The 18,692-nt window shown below is 61.9% G+C and carries 18 protein-coding genes; 3 read left to right on the forward strand and 15 right to left on the reverse strand.

The genetic code is table 11. The features are described from left to right. Positions 1-3: 3 nt before the first annotated feature. The 3 genes from GJ700_RS06875 to fliF are packed head-to-tail and all read right to left on the reverse strand — an operon-like array spanning position 4 to position 3,495. Complete coding sequence (locus GJ700_RS06875; protein ID WP_154371903.1) at positions 4-738, reverse strand: flagellar assembly protein FliH; 735 nt, start codon at positions 736-738, stop codon at positions 4-6. Positions 739-758: 20 nt separating this feature from the next. Beyond that, positions 759-1,757: a flagellar motor switch protein FliG gene (fliG, locus tag GJ700_RS06880; protein ID WP_154371905.1), complete on the reverse strand. Its 999-nt coding sequence runs from the start codon at positions 1,755-1,757 to the stop codon at positions 759-761. After that, the gene (gene fliF, locus GJ700_RS06885) at positions 1,750-3,495 is read right to left on the reverse strand and encodes a flagellar basal-body MS-ring/collar protein FliF (RefSeq protein WP_154371907.1); all 1,746 of its coding nucleotides are present in this window, start codon (positions 3,493-3,495) and stop codon (positions 1,750-1,752) included. The genes fliG and fliF overlap by 8 nt, the downstream gene beginning before the upstream one ends. Positions 3,496-3,696: 201 nt before the next feature. Between fliF and fliE the strand changes: the two genes are divergently transcribed. Then, on the forward strand, positions 3,697-4,044 hold the full coding sequence (fliE, locus tag GJ700_RS06890) for a flagellar hook-basal body complex protein FliE (RefSeq protein ID WP_154371909.1): 348 nt from the start codon (positions 3,697-3,699) through the stop codon (positions 4,042-4,044). Between the two features lie 3 nt (positions 4,045-4,047). Here the strand turns inward: fliE and GJ700_RS06895 are convergent, their stop codons facing one another. From GJ700_RS06895 to GJ700_RS06950, 12 genes are all read right to left on the reverse strand, one after another. Continuing rightward, positions 4,048-4,803 carry a flagellar brake protein gene (locus GJ700_RS06895; RefSeq protein WP_154371911.1) on the reverse strand — a complete coding sequence of 252 codons (756 nt, stop codon included), beginning with the start codon at positions 4,801-4,803 and terminating at the stop codon, positions 4,048-4,050. After that, on the reverse strand, positions 4,800-5,144 hold the full coding sequence (locus GJ700_RS06900; protein WP_154371913.1) for an EscU/YscU/HrcU family type III secretion system export apparatus switch protein: 345 nt from the start codon (positions 5,142-5,144) through the stop codon (positions 4,800-4,802). Before GJ700_RS06900 ends, GJ700_RS06895 begins: the two co-directional genes overlap by 4 nt. Next, the gene (gene fliK / locus GJ700_RS06905; protein WP_154371915.1) at positions 5,128-6,651 is read right to left on the reverse strand and encodes a flagellar hook-length control protein FliK; all 1,524 of its coding nucleotides are present in this window, start codon (positions 6,649-6,651) and stop codon (positions 5,128-5,130) included. The genes GJ700_RS06900 and fliK overlap by 17 nt, the downstream gene beginning before the upstream one ends. 17 nt (positions 6,652-6,668) lie before the next feature. Then, entirely contained in the window at positions 6,669-6,998 is a 330-nt protein-coding gene (locus tag GJ700_RS06910; protein WP_154371917.1) for a flagellar protein FliT, read from the reverse strand. 4 nt (positions 6,999-7,002) lie between these two features. Then, the gene (fliS, locus tag GJ700_RS06915) at positions 7,003-7,461 is read right to left on the reverse strand and encodes a flagellar export chaperone FliS (RefSeq protein ID WP_154371919.1); all 459 of its coding nucleotides are present in this window, start codon (positions 7,459-7,461) and stop codon (positions 7,003-7,005) included. Between the two features lie 13 nt (positions 7,462-7,474). After that, complete coding sequence (fliD, locus tag GJ700_RS06920) at positions 7,475-10,153, reverse strand: flagellar filament capping protein FliD (RefSeq protein WP_371867855.1); 2,679 nt, start codon at positions 10,151-10,153, stop codon at positions 7,475-7,477. Positions 10,154-10,413: 260 nt separating this feature from the next. Next, positions 10,414-10,794 carry a flagellar protein FlaG gene (locus GJ700_RS06925; RefSeq protein WP_154371921.1) on the reverse strand — a complete coding sequence of 127 codons (381 nt, stop codon included), beginning with the start codon at positions 10,792-10,794 and terminating at the stop codon, positions 10,414-10,416. A gap of 86 nt (positions 10,795-10,880) precedes the next feature. Beyond that, complete coding sequence (locus tag GJ700_RS06930) at positions 10,881-12,392, reverse strand: flagellin N-terminal helical domain-containing protein (protein ID WP_154371923.1); 1,512 nt, start codon at positions 12,390-12,392, stop codon at positions 10,881-10,883. A gap of 410 nt (positions 12,393-12,802) precedes the next feature. Beyond that, positions 12,803-14,401: a GGDEF domain-containing protein gene (locus GJ700_RS06935; RefSeq protein WP_154371925.1), complete on the reverse strand. Its 1,599-nt coding sequence runs from the start codon at positions 14,399-14,401 to the stop codon at positions 12,803-12,805. A 183-nt stretch (positions 14,402-14,584) separates the two neighbouring features. Beyond that, the gene (locus GJ700_RS06940) at positions 14,585-15,232 is read right to left on the reverse strand and encodes a response regulator (RefSeq protein WP_154371927.1); all 648 of its coding nucleotides are present in this window, start codon (positions 15,230-15,232) and stop codon (positions 14,585-14,587) included. A gap of 48 nt (positions 15,233-15,280) precedes the next feature. After that, on the reverse strand, positions 15,281-16,294 hold the full coding sequence (locus GJ700_RS06945) for a sensor histidine kinase (RefSeq protein WP_229506855.1): 1,014 nt from the start codon (positions 16,292-16,294) through the stop codon (positions 15,281-15,283). Between the two features lie 172 nt (positions 16,295-16,466). Continuing rightward, positions 16,467-17,063, reverse strand: coding sequence for a hypothetical protein (locus GJ700_RS06950; RefSeq protein ID WP_154371932.1), 597 nt, complete (start codon positions 17,061-17,063; stop codon positions 16,467-16,469). A 37-nt stretch (positions 17,064-17,100) separates the two neighbouring features. Between GJ700_RS06950 and greB the strand changes: the two genes are divergently transcribed. Together greB and GJ700_RS06960 are read left to right on the forward strand one after the other, a co-directional pair. After that, positions 17,101-17,664 (forward strand): transcription elongation factor GreB, encoded by a 564-nt coding sequence (greB, locus tag GJ700_RS06955; RefSeq protein WP_154371934.1) that lies wholly within the window; start codon positions 17,101-17,103, stop codon positions 17,662-17,664. A 103-nt stretch (positions 17,665-17,767) separates the two neighbouring features. Further along, positions 17,768-18,562, forward strand: a complete 795-nt coding sequence (locus GJ700_RS06960; RefSeq protein ID WP_371867856.1) for a transporter substrate-binding domain-containing protein — start codon at positions 17,768-17,770, stop codon at positions 18,560-18,562. Positions 18,563-18,692 lie beyond the last annotated feature (130 nt).

The following is an 18,692-nucleotide window of genomic DNA, read 5'->3' on the forward strand; positions in this document are numbered from 1 at the left end:
TGATCAGTCAAGCCAGTCAATATTCTTGCCCAGCGCGTGGGTCAAACGCGCCCACCGGGCCGACGTCTGCGCATCGATCTGGTTGCTGGCCGTATCGACCTTGCAGCCGCCACGTTCCACGGACGGGTCGTCAATGACGCGCCAGCCGCCTTTTTCCAGTTCTTCGCCGATCCCTTCACGCACGACTTCCGCATCGTCGGGATTGAGCATCAGCAGCGCAGGTTGTTGTAATGACGGCAAGTATTCAATGGCGTCGCGCACGATCGGCAAGATCAGCGACGGTTTCACCTGCAACGCCTGCTTCAGCATGGCCTTGGACAGTTGCAGCGCCAGTTCCAGCACATCGGCGGCAATCAGCGTGTCGGCGCCTTGCAGCGCGGCGCTGAAATTGTCGGCCAGGTCGCGCAGCGGCAATAATTTCTGATCGGTTTCTTCCTTGCCCAGCGCAATCGCATCCGCGTGGCCTTCGGCGTGGCCCGCCGCATAGCCGGCGCCATAGCCCTCGATGCGCGCTTCCTCCCGGATCGCGGCCAGTTCTTCCTCGCTGGGGTAGTGCACTTGCGGCGCTTCCGGCTCCGCATATTCCGGTTCGTATTCTTGCTGCTGCGGCGGAGGAGGGGGCGCTGCCGCAGCTTCTTCGGCGGCAATGCGCGCCAGCGTGCTGGGCCGGAAGTCGCCAAACGACTTCATTTCCCAGCGCTGGTAGGCGGTTTGCTGTTCTTTCGGTATGTGAGCCATTTACAACTTCATTGACTGCATCAGATAAACGAATCCTCGCCCTTGCCGCCGAGGACGATCTGCCCTTCGTCGGCCAGGCGGCGGACGATTTGCAGGATTTGCTTTTGCTGCGTTTCCACTTCGGACAGGCGCACCGGGCCTTTCGATTCCAGGTCTTCGCGCATCATTTCCGACGCGCGGGCCGACATGTTCTTGAAGATCTTGTCGCGCAATTCCTGGGATGCGCCTTTCAGCGCCACGATCAGCATTTCCGACTGGACTTCGCGCAACAGCAACTGGATGCCGCGGTCGTCGATATCGATCAGGTTGTCGAACACGAACATCTCGTCCATGATCTTTTGCGCCATGTCGTTGTCGTAGTTCTTGATGTTGTCCATCACGTTCTGCTCTTGCTCGCCCGACATGAAGTTCAGGATTTCCGCCGCGGCGCGGACACCGCCCAACGTGGATTTCTTGATGTTTTCATTACCGGACAAGAGCTTGGTCAGCACGTCGTTCAATTCACGCAGCGCGGCCGGCTGTACGCCATCCAGCGTGGCAATCCGCAGCACCACGTCATTGCGCAGGCGGTCGGTGAAGTGGCCGAGGATTTCACACGCCTGGTCGCGCTCCAGGTGGACCAGGATGGTGGCGATGATCTGCGGGTGTTCGTTGCGGATCAGTTCCGCCACGGAATTGGAATCCATCCACTTCAGCGATTCGATACCGGACGCGTCCTTGCCGCCCAGGATGCGGGACAGCAGCACGGATGCCTTGTCGTCGCCCAGCGCCTTGGTCAACACCTGGCGGATGTATTCGTCGGAATCCAGGCCGACGGTGGAAGCGGCGGCGCAGCGGTCGCGGAAGTCGTCCAGGGTGGAAATGACTTGCTCGTGCGGCACGTTTTTCATCGTGGCCATGCCTGCGCCGAGCTTCAGCACTTCGCGCGGGCCCAGAAATTTCATCACTTCGGCCGCTTCCGATTCACCCATCGCCAGCATCAGGATGGCGGCTTTTTGCAGTCCAGTATTCTCAGTCATTTGCGCCTATCCATTCCTTGATCACGTTGGCAACAATACGGGGGTCTTCCATGGCGAGTTTCTTGGCCATCGCCAGGTTGTCGCGGTAAGTCCGGGCCGTGCTTTCTTCCATTTTAGCCAGTTCCAGCTCCATGAGCTCTTCTTCTGTCGGGCCTTCCGGTTCCTCGACGACTTCCTCGACCGGTTCTGGCTCGGGCTCGTTGATTTCGTCGATCTTCTTGAAGACCGGACGCATCATTGGACGCACGATACGCAGCAGGATGTACAGCAGGATCAGCGCGGTGATCAGGAACTTCGCCAGTTCCTTTGCCAGCGGCAAGTTGGCCGGGTCGCGCCACCAGTCCAGCACGACTGGCGGTTCGAACGGCTTGTCGACCCCGTCAAACGGCGCATTCGCCACGGACAGCGAGTCGCCCCGTTCCTGGTTGAAGCCCATGGCTTCGCGCACCAGGTTGCGGATGTTTTCCATTTCCGCCGCCGTGTACGGCTTGATCGTGACCTTACCGGTCTTGGTATCGACAAAGCGGCGGTAATTGATGACGACACCCACCGTCATGCGCTTCAGGCCGGCCATGGCCTTTTGTTCATAGCGCACGGTCTTGTCGACTTCATAATTGGTGGTCGATTCCTTGTGGTTCGGTCCAGTGGCAGCCGTGGTCTGCGTCCCGGCCGGCGTGCCGGGGGCGGGGGCGGTGCCGGGCGGCGTGGTGGTCAGCGGGGCGGTGGCGGCGCCGGGCGGCTGGTTCGACAGGGCGCCGGGCACGCCGTTGGGATTGGCGGTGCCGCTGCCATTGGTTTCGCTGCTTTGCTGGCTGCGGATGGCGGAGGCGGCCGGCGGCGAATTCGGCTTGTACGATTCGGCCGCCTGTTCCACGGCAGCGAAGTCGACGTCCGCCACCGCTTCGGCGCGCACGTTGCCTTCGCCGACGATCGGCAGGATGATGGATTCGACTTGCTTGATGACTTGCTTCTGGACTTCCTGCACGTATTTCAGCTGGCTGGCGTCCAGGTTCTTGTTCAACCCTGCTTCATTGCCCTTGTTCTGGTTCGACAGCAGATTGCCGGCGCCGTCGACGATGGTGACGTTCGACGGCAGCAATTCCGGCACGGACGACGCGACCAGGTGCACGATGGAGGACGCCTGGGCCGGGTCCAGCTGGCGGTTGGGGTGCAAGGTCAGGATCACCGATGCGGTGGGTTTTTGCTGTTCGCGCACGAACACGGACGGTTTCGGCATCGCCAGGTGCACGCGCGCCGCCTGCACGGTGGACAGCGATTCAATCGAGCGGGCCAGTTCGCCTTCGAGCGCGCGCTGGTAATTCACCTGTTCGTGGAATTGCGACACGCCCAGTTTCTGGTTTTCCATCAGCTCGAAGCCGACATTGCCGCCTTTCGGCAAGCCTTGCGCCGCCAGTTTCAGGCGCACGTCGTGCACCTGTTCGGTCGGCACCAGGATGGCCTGGCCGTTTTCGGAAAACTTGTGCTTGACCTGCATCTGGTCCAGCGCCGCCGTGATGGCGCCGCCGTCGCGGTCCGTGTAATTGGAGAACAGCACGCCATAGGCGGGGGGCTGGTTCCACAGCCACAGGGCGACGATCAGGGCCAGCAGCGCGGCCGCACCGGCGCCGCGCACCACCCATTTGCCCATTTGCGTTTGCAGGAACGGCGGCTTCCCCTCCGGCGGGACTGCCGGATCCGCTGCTTCTTCGATATCGAGTTGTTCGGCTGCTGCTGCCATGGCGGTTCAAAGTGAGATGGGTGGATGCTGTTGCACATTATGGTGCACGGAGGCAGCAAGCGATCCCGGAAATAAAGGCAGGTTTACCGCGCTGCTCCGCGCAGGCCACTGGCGCAGCGACTGATATTCTGCCAGCACTGACGGAACCGCCACCTATTTTAACGTGATGGTGTTCCGTGAAAGCAACAATTTGGAGTCACTATGAAAACCAGCGGTCTCGGTATCGACAGCAGCCGTATCCAGGCAATGATGGAGCAATTGAAAGCGCATGCGGCCCGCCCGCAGGCGACGCCGCCTGCCATCAAGACGGAAGCGCCGGCTGCGAAAGTCGAATTTTCCGACGCGTTGAAGAAATCACTGGATGCGGTGGCGGTGAGCCAGAACCAGGCCTCGGACCTGGGCAAGCGTTTTCAGATGGGCGACGATTCGGTCAGCCTGTCCGACGTCATGATTTCCATGCAAAAAGCCAGTCTCAACTTCCAGGCCACCGTCCAGGTGCGCAACAAGCTGGTGTCGGCTTATCACGACATCATGAACATGCAAGTGTAACGGTCAGCCCAGGCCGGCAATGCGGGCGTTGCGTTCGCGCTCCAGCTTGGTGATATAGCGCTGCACGGAATTCAATGCGCCGCGCTGCATGTCGAGGAATTGGCAACCCAGGCGGCGGTTCGATTTGTTGTTCAGCAAGGTCAAGTCAATCATGTTGCGAATTTGCAAACTCGTGATGACGGTCCCCACCTCCGGCAACTCGATGCGGCAATCCTCATACGTCTTGCCCATGGTGTCGCCCAGCAGCAATTTGTTATCGAGGATGGCGATGCCGCCGCAACTGATGTCGGCCAGCGGGAAACTGCTGGTGCCGCCGCCCAGTTCGGCCGGCAGCGGGATCACGGCGCGTACCGGGTTCGTCACCGGCGTATTCATGCGGTAATACTCGCGGCGTTGCAAACGGATCAGCGACTGGGGCAGGGCGATCTTGAATGCGGGGTTGCCCTGGTAACGGCATTGTTCGACCCGCTCGCTGGCAAACAGGATGCGGATCTTGTCCAAGGTGGTTTCATACGACAGCGTGCGCGCGCCGAGGATGCGCTGGTTCTGGTCCGGGTTGATCGAGCAATCAAGGATGACGGCGTTATTGTCCGCATCCACCTCGAGGATGGATGTGACGCACACGTCGGCTTCGCCATGGACCAGCATGCGGATCAGCTGGTTTTTTTCGCCGATGCTGCGCAGCAGGGCGATGATTTCCTTGCGCGATTCGACTTCAAAGTCGTGCCAGTTTTCCAGTTCCGCTTCTATTCGGTTCATCTATTTTTATCTTCTTCGGTTAAGGGAGAGCTGGTGTCAGGCGGCGGTGGGAGGGGCAAGCCGGACTTTTGCGCTGTTTCAATATGATAAAGCCAGGCCAACAGTTCCGCAATTATGCGGTACAGGACTGGCGGGATTTGCCGGTCCAGGTCGACGTCCATCAGCAACGACACCAGCTCTTTGGACTCATGAATATGCACGCCGTGCTCGTTGGCGACGGCAATGATCTGTTCGGCAACCAGGCCGCGGCCTTTGGCCACGACTTTCGGAGCCGGTTCCCCGCTGCGGTACGCCAGCGCCACCGCGCTTTGCAGGGGCCGGAAATCAGGCTGCTTCGCCATCGCTTGCCCCGGTGATGGTGTGGTCCGTGCCGATCGACAGCGATGCCAGCGGTGAACCGGCAGCGTCGAGCGCCCGCTGCAATTCGCCGGCCCATGCGCGCATCGTGTCGGCGCTGCCGTCGCTGCCGGCCTGCAGCTGGATATGCACCTGGTCGCCCACCAGGGTGACGGCGGCCGCCACCTTGCCCAGCATCGGCAGGCTGAAACGCACGCCGCTGCGCCAGACCGTGCTGGCATCCCGCTCCTCCTGCTCGCGGCGCGCATCGCGGGCATCCCGTTCCTCGCGCTGCACGTCCCACTGCATGGGCTGGCCGGGCCACGCTTCGCCATTCCACTGCACGCGCTGCTGTTCGTGCGCATGCAATTGCTGGTTGATCATTTGCGCCGCCGTTAAATCCGGCGCCATCTGCGCGGCGCGCGCCAGCGTTTCCGCACTCTGGCGGCCTGACTGGGTCTCGGGGCGCTGCATTTGCGGTTCGCGCTGCAAATCCGCCAGCGGACGCTTGCCTTCGGCCCATTCCGCCACGTGCGATTCGTAAAACAGGCCGCTGGCGCCCAGCGCATCCTGCAAGCTTTTCGCCAGTTGCTTCGGCTCCGGCGCGCCTTCCTGCACCAGCGGCGTTTTGCCGGCAATGGTGGCCGGCGTGTCGGGCGTGTGGTACGCGTTGGCCAGCGCGCTGGCGATGCTGCGCGCACCCTGGCTCAGGCTGGGCGCGGGGGTATCGCGTCCCAGGTCAGGCAACTGGTCGGACGGCGTCAGCGGCGCCTTGCTCAGCAACATGGCGCCCAGCGATTGCGGGCGGGCTTGCTGGGCGGGGGCGGCATTGCCGGGCTGGGCGGCCTGTGCGCCGGCCTGTCCCGCTTGTGTGAATTGGGCGGCCGCTTGCGCAGCCTTGCCGGCGGCGGCCTGCGCCTGTGCATTGGCGGCCATGGCAGCGGCATTGGCGGCGGCGCTGGTTGCATTGCCGGCAGCAGCGGGATTGGCGCCCGCGTTGGCGGCCTGGCCGGCTGTCGGCGCATGCGGCGCGGCCGCTTCGGCCTCGGCCGGCGCATCGGCAGCGGCCGGCAACGGCATGCCGGCGGCGCCCGTGTTCGGCTGGCGGCCGGCCGCCATCGGGGTGTTTTGCGATGGCAATTGGGCTGCTTCGCCCGCGTCGCCCTGCGCCAGTCCCGCCTCGGAATACAGGGGCACCGCGGTTTGCGCCGTGTTATTGCCAATCTGGAAAGTGGGGCGGGGCGTGACCGACAACAGCGTCATCGGCAATTCGGCGCCGACCTGCGTGCCGGGCGGCAGCATCATGCGGACCGAAGCGCCTGCCACGCGCACCAGCGAACTGCCATCCTGGTAATTGGACAGCACCTGGCCCTGCATCGATTGCCCCACCATCGAGCCCAGCGTGCGGGCCAGCATGGCTTGCCGCGCATCGCTGACGGGGATGGCGGCGGCTGGCGGGGTGACTGCGCCGGCCGGCTTGACGCCGGCGGCGTCCAGGCGCGGCGGCAACATGGGGGCTCCTTAGTTAATCAAACGCCGCCGTAGGCGTTGACGAGGCGGCGCTCGGTGCCGGTACTGTTGATCAGGGCCGACAGCTGAGCCATCCACGGCATCGTGATATCGCGGATCTTGCGGTCCGCCGTCAGCATTTTACGGATCAGTTCAACCTTGCGCTCGCGCTGTTCGCCCACCAGCGGTTGCTGTCCTTCTTCCGACTGCAGCGTGCGCACATGGGCCGCGCAGCGCTGTTCGAGTTCCACCAGTTGCTCCCATTCGCTGCGCGTGGCGGCGTCGAGCATCTGTTCCGTCAAGTCAGCCATTTCCGCGTACACCGTCAAAACTTGTTGGTTGGTCATCATGGATTCAGGCACTCGCATATTTGTTGGCCAGGGACGAAGGAGGCATCGATGGCTGCGGGCTTTTCACCGCCTGGGTATCGCCGATCTGGTTCCACGCATCACGCAATTCCGTCAGCAGGCGCTGGACTTCCTCGAGGATGGCAGGATCGTTTTTCAGGTTCGCGGTCAGCAGGCGGCCGCTCATGTATTCGTACAGCGCATCGAGGCCTTCGGCGATGTCGCCGCCGACTTTCTTGTCCAGCGATGCGCGCAAGCCGCTGTCGATGATCATGATGGCCTTGGAGATGGCCTTGCCTTTTTCTCCAATATTGCCAGAGCGCATATTCATCAGCGCGTTGCTGATGGAAACCAGTGCGCCGTCAAACAGCATGACGATCAACTTGTGTGGACTGGCCGCGAGGACGCCGGTCTCGATGCCCACTTTTGCATAGGCATTCACGCCAGTTTGCCTTGATCCGAACATACTATCTCTCCTGTTATTTATTCATTGATGCAAATTGCTGCGTCAGGAACGAAGCGGTCTTGTTCATGCTGGATAACGCGGTATCCAGCGCGGTGTATTGCTTGCGGTAGCGGGCTTCGATATCGACCAGCTTGGCATTGAATGCATCTTTTTGCTTGGCGATATCTTTGACGTTATCGTTCAAGCCTTTGGTGCGGCCGGTCAGGATGCCGGTCGCGCCCAGATAACTCTTGGCCAGCGTGTCGAGCTGGTACGCGTAGCCCTGCGAAAAGCCCAGCGTTCCGCGCGCGCCGATGGTGTCGCCCTTGACTTCCAGCTTCAACCCTTCGGTTGGCGCGCCTGGCGCACCGGTCAGGTTCTGGCCGTCGCCGGTGGCGGAATAACCGCCGATGGTGCCGGCCACGTCGACGCCGTCGACCGATGCGGCGCCGCCGAAAATGTCGGCCACCGCCGTGCCGGTATCGCTGGTCAGGGTCAGGTTGGATGTCGAACCGTATTTGGTCGAATTGATTTTCAAGGTGCCGTCGTCATTGATGGCGGCCGACACGGTGGAACCGGCTTGCGTGAAATTGCTGGCGCCGTTGATGGCAGCCTGCAATACCGTGGACAGTTCCTGCGGCGTGTAGGTGCCGGCCGGGATTTTCACGGACGCCGTGGTGACGGAGGCGGACGACGTCGAGCTGTTCAGCTTGACGGTCCACACGGTATCGGCGGCAATCGTGGTCGACGCCGGCACGGCGGCCGCGCTGGTCAGCGTGCCTTGCGTGGCCAGGCGCGTGATGTCGACGCGGTAATCGCCGGCCTTGGTGGCGGTGCGCGACGACACGAAACTGACATCGGCGTCGCTGCTGCGGCCGACCGCGGCAAACAGGCCCGCGATGTCGTTGAAATTCGTGCTGATGGCTTTTTGCAGCTTGGTGTTGTCCAGTGTCAGCGTGCCGTCTTTCTGGAACGCGATACCGATCTGCGACAGCGACGTCAGCTTGCTGCCTTGCAATCCGCTGATCGACGACGTCAACTGGCGGCGCAGCGATGCCTGCAAGGTCTGGATGGTGGAATCGCCCAGCAGGTCGCCCGCTTCCTTGGTTTCCGCGTTGTAGCTGGAAACCGATTTGATCTGGCCGCTCAATTCATTGAAGGCCTTGACGAAGCCGCTGATGGAACTGTTCAGCGAGCCCGTGTCTTTTGCCACCGTCAACGTGGCGCTGCCGGTTTTCACGGCGTTGATGGTCACGCCTTCCACCGCGCCGGAGATGCCGGAGCTATGGCTGGTGACGGGAATGCCGTTGACGTTGGCCAAGGTGTCGAGCGCGGCGGTTTTCTGGCTCAGGTTTTGCACGCCGCCCGGATCGTACGCCAGCAGGCTTTCGATGGCGGCATCGGCGGGATCGCCATTGTTGCCGCTGACGGTGATCTTCATGTTCGAGTTGGCGCCGGTGGCGGACGACGTCAGCACCAGGTGGTTCGGGGTGCCGGTGCTGCCGTCCGAGACGATGCTGGCGGTCACGCCGAAATTGGCCTTGTTGATGGCGTCGCGGATTCCTTGCAGCGTGTTGTTGGTGCTGTCGATCACGATATTGCCGCTGCTGCGCGTGCCATCTTGGGCAAACGTGGCGCCCAGGTAGGCGCCGCCCACGCCGGCCGTCAGGCCTGCCGCGCCCGGGTTGCTGCCGCCCACCGAAATTTGCGTGCCGTTGGTCGACACCAGCGATACCGAGCTGGTGACGGTGGCGCTGTAGCCGGTATTGGCCGTGCCGCTGTTGCCGATCCCGCCCGTGACGGCGCCGGTGGTGCTTTCGTTGACGGCGATGTTGTTGCCGTCCGTATTCGAGAAACGCAACGTACCGTCGGCCGCCGTGCCGGACACCGTAATGTTGGCGTTGGCCAGGGCCTGGGTCACGCTGTTGTTACCCGCCAGTACCGCGTCGATGGCCGCCGCGTCGACGGCGCCCGCGCCGCCGGAGGCAATGCCGGTGGCCTGGCTGATGATGTCGACGCCGCCCACCGACAGTTTATAGGTGCCGCCGCCACTGGTATCGATGGCGCCGAACGTGGTCGCGCCGCCGCTGCCGAACAGCGTGGCGGAGGTTTGCGTGGTATCGGCCTTGGCCGTCACGCCGGTGGTGCCGCTTTTCGCATTGATGGCGTCGGCCAGCAGCTTGGCGCTGCGCGTGCTGCCATCGGTGGCGATCGCGGTGCCGTTCAGGCTCAGCGCGCCCGGCGTGATACCGCCATTGACGACGCCGGCGCCCAGCGCCAGGCTGCTCATGCCGAAGCTGCCGCCCGAGACGGTGCCGAGCTGGATGTTGATGGTGGTCTTCGCGCCCAGCCCGATGGCGGACGAAATCGACTTGTAGCCGCCGGACGCCAGGGTTTGCGCTTGTGCAACCTGGGAAATGTCGACCTTGTAATTGCCAGGCAAGGCCTTGGACGTGGCCGAGCCGGTCAGGATATTGGGGTCGCTGGAATTGCTGCTCAACGATTGGAAGCCCGACAGCGACGTCAGGCTGGAGAGTGCACCCTGGAATGTGCCCAACGCGCCCGATACCGTGCCAAAGGCAGTGACTTTGGCAAGATAGCTGGCCGATTTCTTGTCCAGGGTCGCCACTGGCGCAGCCTCGACAGCCATCAGCTTGCTGATGATGCCATTGACGTCCAGATTGGAACCGATACCCGGTGAGGAAATGCCCACGTTGTACTCCTGTTGAAAGCATTAGGTTAAGTCATTATCGGCACAATCAAAGAGGACTTGAGAAGGGGATTTATAGCTCAGTTCATCATACGCTTAAAAAAGCGGCAGACGAAAAACCGGCCTTCCCATTGCGTGCCGATGGGAAAAATGTGCGGGAAAAATACAAAGAGCGAACAACGCTGCGCGCAGGGGCGCTTATGGCCATGCTGCCATGGCGGAGGGAAGGGCGGCGCGCCGTAGCGCACCGCCTGGTAGGTGGATCAGGCGGTTTGCTTGATCAGCATGCCTTTCGCATTGTCCAGCGACTTGGCAATGGCCAGCGCTTCCGGGGATGGAATCTGGCGCAATACTTCCTTGGTGGTCTGGTCGACCACTTTGACAACGGTACGCTTGCTGTCGTTGTCCACGGAAAATTCCAGGCCTTGTGCCTTGGCCTGGGATGCCTTGTTCAATTCCGACACTGCCTGATTGACTTCGTCCAGCGTAGGCACAGGCGCCGCACCTTTGACCGCATTCGCTGTTTCCAGCGTTGTCGCCGCAGGGGCGCGGCCGGTGCTGGCCGGCGCCACTGTGTCTGCCGCTGCCACAGTCCGGTCGACGCTGCGGGCGCCGCCAGAGGAGCTGATGGAGTCGATAGTCATGATGCTTCCTTTGCGAAAAATCCCCGGCGGAATAAATCAGCCGGGGAACCTGTTATCAACGATGGCGGGCCATCATGTCATCGCGATTAACCGCGGAGCAGGGACAGCACACCGTTAGGCAGCGAGTTCGCTTGCGCCAAGATCGCGGTGCCAGCTTGTTGCAGGATCTGGCCACGGGTCAGCAGGGCGGTTTCTGCCGCGAAGTCGGTATCCTGGATACGGCTGCGGGATGCCGACAGGTTTTCCGTCGTCGTTTGCAGGTTCGAGATCGTCGAAGCGAAACGGTTCTGGATCGCACCCAGCGATGCACGGTTGCTGTTGACCGAGTTCAGTGCGGCATCGATGGTCAGCAGCGCGTCGTTGGCGCCTTCCACGGTGCTCACGTCGATGTTGGACACCGAGCTCAGCGACGAACCCACGGTCACGGCGCCGGTCACAGCACCTGCGCCGTTGCTGGTGATCGAGAAGCCCGAATCGGACGAGAACTCGACACGGCCACCCACGGTCACGTCCGCACCCCATGCCACGGCCGCACCTGCACCGGCGCCGCCGCCGAGGTCATGGCCACGCACCTGGGCAGTTGCCATTGCGGTGTTGGCGGTGGCATCGGTTTCGTGGAAGTTGATGTCGTTACCGGTGTTGTCCGCCAGTTCCAGTTCTTTCGCGCCGGTGGTCTGGTCGATCTTGATGGTCGCCGTCACGTTGGTGGTCGCGGTTTGCGCATTGACTGCCTGGGCCAGGGCCGACAGGTCGCCGCCGGCCACGGAAGCCGAAATCGTCACGGCTTTCGAGTTGGCGTCGTTGGCGATCGAGTTGGCGCCGCGCAGTTCGAACTGTACGGTACCGTCAGCAATGTTGGAAATCGTCGCCACGCTCTTGGCTTGTGCGCTGACACCGCTGGTGCCGGTGTTGGCGTTGACGGCTTCCGCCACTTTCTTGGCGCTGTCACCGGCGGTGACGAACACTTTCGACGTGACGCCGGCGCCGGAGCTGACGGTCAGTTCTTCGTTGGCGGTCACGTTGTTGACCGCGGTGGCAACAGCTTGCGATTGCGACGTGGCAATGTCGACCGGTTTGATCGTGTTGTTGCCGATGTCGGTGGCTTTTGCCGATTGCACGCCGATGTTGATGGTCTGGTTCGAGTTGGCGCCCACCTGGAACTGGGTGTTGGTCAGGGTGCCGTCCAGTACGTTCTGGCCGTTGAACTGGGTGGAAGTGGCAACGCGGTTCAGTTCGGAGGACAGTGCGGCAACCTCGTTCTGGATCGATTTGCGGTCGGAAGCCGAGTTCGAGCCGTTAGCGGACTGAACTGCCAGCTCACGAATACGCTGCAGCAGGTCGCCGGCGGTGCTCAGGCCACCTTCAGCCGTTTGCGCCAGGGAGATACCGTCGTTGGCGTTGCGGGCTGCTTGGTTATTGCCGCGAACTTGCGAAGTGAAACGTTCCGAAATTGCCAGACCTGCGGCGTCGTCTTTTGCGCTGTTAATACGCAGACCGGACGACAGGCGTTGCAGGGAAGTGGACAACGCGGATTGCGACGAATTCAGGTTGCGCTGCGAGTTCAGGGAGGCAATGTTGGTGTTGATGGTCTGGGCCATGATGATTCTCCATTTACTACTAGTTTGGGCTGCGTGCTCATTTCACTTTGGCCCGCCTCGCTGTTCCGAGACGATCAAGCCGCTGTTATTTTGGGTAACGGTTGCCCCATGGGAAAATTAAGGGGAATAAACATCCTAAATTTTTTCATTTCGCCCTAAACCTCGCCCCCTGATGCACGCTTAAGCGGCGCAAAAAATGTGAACTTTAGGGCCAAAAAAAATATTTTTTCACCCTAAAAATTTCCAAAAAACCGTCTAAAGCAGGCCCGCTTCCCTGTGGAGAGGTCGGATTTAATATCAAAAGAGCACGACAGTGCTTTTGGGGCCAGGCCCCGAAATGTCGACTGGATTTTTGCTGGGAAGTAAAAAGGCCCGCTCGGAGGCGGGCCTTGTCGTGGTGGCGCGGCGGCTCAGTCGGCAATCACCACCCGGTTCTTGCCGGTCTGCTTCGCCTGGTACATGGCCTTGTCCGCACGTTTGACCAGTTCCGTCTGGTCTTCCCCCGGGCGGCGCAGCGCCACGCCGGCCGAGAACGTGATCAGCACTTTCTCATTGTCATGCATGAAGAAGTGGCGCGTCAGTTCCCGCTGCAATCGCGTCATGGTTTGCGATGCCGCTTCGATCGTCGTTTCGGGCAACAGAATCAGGAATTCTTCGCCGCCAAAGCGCGCCACCACGTCCATCGAGCGGATGGTTTCCTTGACGATCTTGACCAGGTGCTTCAGCGCGCCATCGCCCGCGATATGGCCATAGGTATCGTTGAGGCGCTTGAAATCGTCCAGGTCCAGCACGGCAATGCACAGCGGCGTGCCGCGGCGGTCGGCGCGCGCCATTTCCCGCTCGAACACATCGTCCAGGCCACGGCGGTTCAGGCTGCCCGTCAACTGGTCTTCGCGCACCAGTTCGCTCATGTGCTGCAGTTTCGCTTCCAGCGCATGGATGCGCGCTTCCGCATCCTGCACTTCCTGGCGCGCCATCACCATGTTGTCGCGCGCTTTCAGCGCTTCGCTCTGGACGATGCGGGTTTCCTTCAATACATCGTCGAGGATCTCGTTGAGCTCGCTGATCTTGTCCGCGTTGCGGATTTTCTCGGAATAGCCGCCGATCTTTTCGTGGAAGTCGCCGGTCGACGTCGCTACCTGGCCGAGCCGGTCGATGAACGTCATCATCATGTTCTTGACGGTCAGTTTCACGTCCGACAAGCCATGCTTCAACTGGCTCTGTTTATAGATGACGTCTTTCAGGCTGCGCGTGGCGTCTTCCAGCTTGCGCGAGTCGATCGGGCCGGAAATCAATTCCTGCACCATGTCGATCTGGCCGCGCAGCCAGGAATCGTCGTCGAGCAAGCCGCTGACGTTTTCCAGCAGCAACCGGAACAGGCGCAGCAGCAATTCCTGCTGCTCGCCCTGGTCGCCGCTGCGTAATTCAATCTGGTAGCACAGCTGTTTCAGGCGGCTGCCGATTTCCGCCAGCGCCGCGTCCGAATGGGCTTCCTTGGTGGCGGCGCCCAGCGCTTCGGCTTCCATCGCCAGCACCGGATTGGTGTTCAGCAGCGATGCCACGGCAAACGTCAGCGTGCGGGCCAGCATGTCGCGCAATTGTTTGGTCTGTTCGCCATCCGGCAATTCCGCCAGGTCGATGCCTTTCTTGGGGGCGGGGCGTTCCGCCAGTTGCGCCAGGGTGCGCGCATAGCCATCCCAGTCGCGTCCCTTGACGGCGCGGTTCAGGCGGCGGCCGAACTCGGACAGGTCGCCCGGCTGGTCGGCCAGGCGGTTGGCGAACTGGTACAGCATCAATTCCGGTCCCGGGTCGGGACGCGCTTCCGGGGCCGCGGTGGGCGCCTGCAACGCCGGTGGCGGCGGCGGTGCAATGCCGGCGATTTCATAATAGATGTCGCGGTATGCTTCGGGCGTGGGCGAGATGCGGCGCAGGGCGAGGCGGCGGAACGCTTCCCGGGCGATGTCTGCCGGATTCTGTTCCATGGCGGCAGGTTGGTTAGGTTTGGACATGTGGCGCACAGCCTCTTGTTATCAGTGTTGACAGACTGGCTCCATGATAGTTCAGCGGCCAGCCGGTCAAATCCTTGATTAACGGGTGGAACTACTATTACTTTGCGGCATCTGCCGGCGGGTGACGCCGCCGATGTGGCAAAGCGACAGTAGTGCCGTTGAACTTAAGCCATGTCGCATCGTTTATTCAATCAAGCCGTTCTTGATGGCGTAATGCGTCAGTTCCGCACTGTTTTTCAACTTCATCTTGGCCAGCAGGCGGGCCCGGTATTCGCTGACGGTTTTCACGGACAGCGACAATTCCTTGGCGATGGCGCCGACTGTTTTGCCGGATGCAATCATGGTCAGCGTCTGGTATTCGCGGTCGGACAGCGTTTCGTGGGCCGGCGCTTCGTGGTCTTCACCCAGGTGGTTGGCCAGTTCCTGCGCCAGTGCAGGACTGACATATTTTAATCCCCCGGCGACTTGTCGGATAGCAGTCACCAGCTCTTTCGGTGCACTTTGTTTGGTCAGGTAGCCGGCCGCACCGGCTTTCAGCGACCGGATCGCGTACTGGTCTTCGCGGTGCATCGACAGCATCAGCACGGCCAGGTCGGGTTTTTCCTTCTTGATTTGCTTGAGCACATCGATACCGCTCTTGTCCGGCAGTGAGATATCCAGCAACACCACGTGGCAACCCGAGCGGCGGAACAGCTTGACGGCGTCGACGCCGTTTTCCGCTTCGCCCGCCACCACGATATCGCGGGTATCCGCCAGGATTTGTTTCAAGCCTTCGCGCACGATGGCATGGTCATCCGCGATGAAGACCTTGATGAGGGCTTTGTCAGTCATTCCATTACAGCAATATCAATCATGTGTTCATTGTAACCTGCGCACGAACTAATCCCGCCGTATCTTGATGGCCACGACCGTGCCGCCGCCATGCGCGTGGGTCAGCGACAACGTGCCGCCCAGCGCGGCGGCCCGTTCCGCCATGCCCCGCAAGCCGAACGATTGCGGTTTACTGCGGTCGGCCTGGCGGATGCCGAGGCCGTTGTCGGTAATCTTCAGGTGCAGGTAGCTGCGCGTGCGCGACAACTGCACGTCGACGTGGGAGGCGTGGGCGTGCTTGGCGATATTGGTCAGCGCTTCCTGCAAGATACGGAACAGGGCGCTGGCGCGGTCCGGCGCCACATCGATGTCCTTGTCGGCGCAGGTGAAGACGCAGTCGATGCCGGTCTGGTCGGCAAATTCGCGCACTTGCCATTCCAGCGCCGCCACCAGCCCGAAATCCAGGATGGACGGACGCAAATCCAGGGAAATGCGGTGCACGGCATCGATGGTGCGGTCCACCAGCGCATCCACATACGCGGTCTTCTCCTGCAGCGCCGGGTCCGGCGGCAAGCGCTTGGCCAGCATGGCCAGCGCCATCTTGATGGCGGTCAGGTTGCCGCCCAGGTCATCGTGGATTTCGCGGGCAATGCGGGTGCGTTCCTGTTCCTTCACGGTTTCAATGTGGGCCGTCAGTTCGGCCAGCCTGGCGCGGCTTTTCCTGACCTCCAGCTGTTCCAGCTTGCTTTCCGTGATGTTGGTCATGATGCCTTCCCACTGCACGCCATCGCCGGACGGCAAGGCGTGTGGCGTGCAACGCAAGTTGATCCATTTCACGTCGCGCCAGGCATCGACCCAGATGCGGCCTTCCCAGTTCCAGGCCGACAGCGCCGTGGCGGAGGCCAGCATGGCGTCCGTATACGATTTGCGGTCGTCGTCCAGGATCAGCGCTTCGAAGCGCTCCGGATGCAGGCGCAATTCCGCGGCCGGCATGCCCAGCAGCGCCTGGCAACCGTCGGACAGGTAAGGGAAGGCGACGCGGCCATCGCCGTACCAGGCGAACTGGTAGACCAGGCCCGGCATATTGCGCACGATGGCGTCGAAGCGGGCCTGCGCCTGGCGCAGCGCGGCGGCATGGGAATGCGGCTCGGTATCCGCATGCGCATCGGCATGCGGTTCGGGATGGCGGTCGGGGTGGGGCGGATGGCTCATGGTGCGCAGTGTACCGCCCGGGCGGCGCTGAACGCCACTGCCTTCACGGCTGTTTTCTCCTGGCCCGCCATTGCGCGATATAGCGCCGCAACACGCGCAGCAGCCGCATGCCGTTGCGCGCATGGCGTGCCGGGTGCAGTTTCCGCTGCAAGCCGTGGCGCCAGTGGCGCACCTGTTGCGCCAGCTCTTGTACATGCTGCCAGGCGCGGGTGGCGCGCAGCCGGCCGATCCAGCGGTCGCGCAATGCGATGAAGCGGTCATGGCCCCAGGCAAACCATGCCAGGCGCATCAGCGCCGGCTGCGTCAGCGCATAAATGCGCGCCACCAGCGCCGCGCCCGCCACCTTGGCAAGGACGATGGTGGAAATGCCGGCAATCGCATGGCCTTTGGCTATCGCGAACAGCGCCAGGATCTTGACGGGAAACAGCGCCAGCCCCGGCAACACAAATAAACACAGCGCGGGCACCGGCCCCAGCGAACAAATCCACGCCCGCACGCGCGGCATGGGGATCAGCCGCGCCAGCGCCGCCATCAGGCGCCCGCCCACGTCCCACAGCCATTCTTCCAGCAGCAGGATCAATGCGGCCAGATAGACCAGGGGCGCCAGCAGGCGGCGCCTGAGTGTGTACAATCGCTTCATGGTTTGATGATACGGGAAACACCCTTAAAAGTTGATTATGAACAAGGCATTTGTCAAAGAAAGCGATCACGACGAGGACGACGACGACCTGCACGGGGCGCCGCCGATTCCGAAAGGCTCAAAAAACTACATCACCCCGGCCGGCTACCAGCGTATCAAGCAGGAATTGCTGCACCTGATCGATGAAGAACGGCCGGAAGTGGTGAAAGTCGTGCACTGGGCCGCCTCGAATGGCGACCGCTCGGAAAACGGCGACTATATCTATGGCAAGAAGCGCCTGAGGGAAATCGATCGCCGCATCCGCTTCCTCACCAAGCGCATGGACCTGGCCGAAGTGGTGGATCCCAGCGTCCATCATGGCAGCGATCAGGTGTTCTTTGGCGCCACGGTGACGTACGCGAAACAGGACGGCGAAGAACATACGATCACCATTGTCGGCATTGATGAATTCGATCCGCTGAAGGGTAAAGTCAGCTGGATTTCGCCGATTGCCCGCACATTGACCAAGGCCCGCGAAGGGGATACTGTGGTACTGCACACGCCGACCGGCGTGGAAGACCTGGATATCCTGGAGGTGAGCTATCCCGCACCCGGCGAATAAGGCGCGGCGCACGTTCGCCACCGCCTTGTGCGCATTGGCGCTACGCCCGTGGACCACCAGTGCGCAGGAACCCGTCGCTACTCAGCGAGCGCCGGACAGGTACGTGCTTGACTATAATTTTAGCCGCAACGATACGCGCGACCGCTATACGCTGCACTTGCTGACGGCCGCGCTCGATGCGTCGAGCACGCGGTTCGGACCGTATTTATTACGTACCGCGACATTGGGCATGGAACGCGACCGCCTGCTGCGGGAAATGATCAAGGGTGAACTGGTCAACCTCAGTGCGCAGATCACGTCGCTGGAGTGGGAGCGCGACCTGACGCCGGTCCGTATCCCGGTCGACAAAGGCCTCGCCGGTTACCGCATTTCGCTGATCGACGGACGGCGCCAGGCGGAATTCAGCGCCGTCCGCACCCTGGAGCACCTCAAGCGCATTCCGCTGGGCGCGGGCCGCCAATGGAGTTCCTCGACGGCGTTCCAGCGCGCGGGTTTTTCTGTTGTCGTGGGTAATACGACGGCGGGTTTGCACAGCATGCTGGCGGCCGGCCGTTTCCCCCACTTCCCGCGCGGTATGGAGGAAGCGTTATACGAGCGCGATCAATACATCCACGCCTTTCCGGCGCTGGCGCTGGAAGAGAGCTTTGCCATCCACATGCCGCTGCCCCGCTACTTTTTTGTCACGCCGGGACAGGCGCGCCTCGCGGAACGGCTGGAATACGGCTTGCACCTGCTGCTGGCGGACGGCCGTTTCGACCGCATCTTCCATGACTTCTATGACAGCGTGATCGAGCAGACCGGCTTGCGCAAACGCCGCGTGTTCAGGCTGGACAATCCCACGTTGTCGCCGCAGACCCCGCTGGGCCATAAAGCTTACTGGTACGACCCGCTGGAATAGCGTCCGCAGGCGTTACTGCCGCCGCGCCAGCATACGCCAAGCCGGGCGCGCACGGTTCACCATTTGCCACCATCCCACACCAGCGCGGATTTATTGCCGCACCTGCCGTGCGCAGCCCGCCGCCGGACTA

It is taken from the genome of Pseudoduganella rivuli (assembly GCF_009674485.1).
In the GTDB taxonomy this organism is placed as follows: Bacteria; Pseudomonadota; Gammaproteobacteria; order Burkholderiales; family Burkholderiaceae_D; genus Rugamonas; species Rugamonas rivuli_B.

Bases quoted from the DNA above. Each gene is read 5' to 3' on its own strand.
- GJ700_RS06875 (WP_154371903.1), bottom strand. From the start codon at position 738: ATGGCTCACATACCGAAAGAACAGCAAACCGCCTACCAGCGCTGGGAA.
- fliG (WP_154371905.1), bottom strand. From the start codon at position 1,757: ATGACTGAGAATACTGGACTGCAAAAAGCCGCCATCCTGATGCTGGCG.
- fliF (WP_154371907.1), bottom strand. From the start codon at position 3,495: ATGGCAGCAGCAGCCGAACAACTCGATATCGAAGAAGCAGCGGATCCG.
- fliE (WP_154371909.1), top strand. From the start codon at position 3,697: ATGAAAACCAGCGGTCTCGGTATCGACAGCAGCCGTATCCAGGCAATG.
- GJ700_RS06895 (WP_154371911.1), bottom strand. From the start codon at position 4,803: ATGAACCGAATAGAAGCGGAACTGGAAAACTGGCACGACTTTGAAGTC.
- GJ700_RS06900 (WP_154371913.1), bottom strand. From the start codon at position 5,144: ATGGCGAAGCAGCCTGATTTCCGGCCCCTGCAAAGCGCGGTGGCGCTG.
- fliK (WP_154371915.1), bottom strand. From the start codon at position 6,651: ATGTTGCCGCCGCGCCTGGACGCCGCCGGCGTCAAGCCGGCCGGCGCA.
- GJ700_RS06910 (WP_154371917.1), bottom strand. From the start codon at position 6,998: ATGATGACCAACCAACAAGTTTTGACGGTGTACGCGGAAATGGCTGAC.
- fliS (WP_154371919.1), bottom strand. From the start codon at position 7,461: ATGTTCGGATCAAGGCAAACTGGCGTGAATGCCTATGCAAAAGTGGGC.
- GJ700_RS06925 (WP_154371921.1), bottom strand. From the start codon at position 10,794: ATGACTATCGACTCCATCAGCTCCTCTGGCGGCGCCCGCAGCGTCGAC.
- GJ700_RS06930 (WP_154371923.1), bottom strand. From the start codon at position 12,392: ATGGCCCAGACCATCAACACCAACATTGCCTCCCTGAACTCGCAGCGC.
- GJ700_RS06935 (WP_154371925.1), bottom strand. From the start codon at position 14,401: ATGTCCAAACCTAACCAACCTGCCGCCATGGAACAGAATCCGGCAGAC.
- GJ700_RS06940 (WP_154371927.1), bottom strand. From the start codon at position 15,232: ATGACTGACAAAGCCCTCATCAAGGTCTTCATCGCGGATGACCATGCC.
- GJ700_RS06945 (WP_229506855.1), bottom strand. From the start codon at position 16,294: ATGCCGGGCCTGGTCTACCAGTTCGCCTGGTACGGCGATGGCCGCGTC.
- GJ700_RS06950 (WP_154371932.1), bottom strand. From the start codon at position 17,063: ATGAAGCGATTGTACACACTCAGGCGCCGCCTGCTGGCGCCCCTGGTC.
- greB (WP_154371934.1), top strand. From the start codon at position 17,101: ATGAACAAGGCATTTGTCAAAGAAAGCGATCACGACGAGGACGACGAC.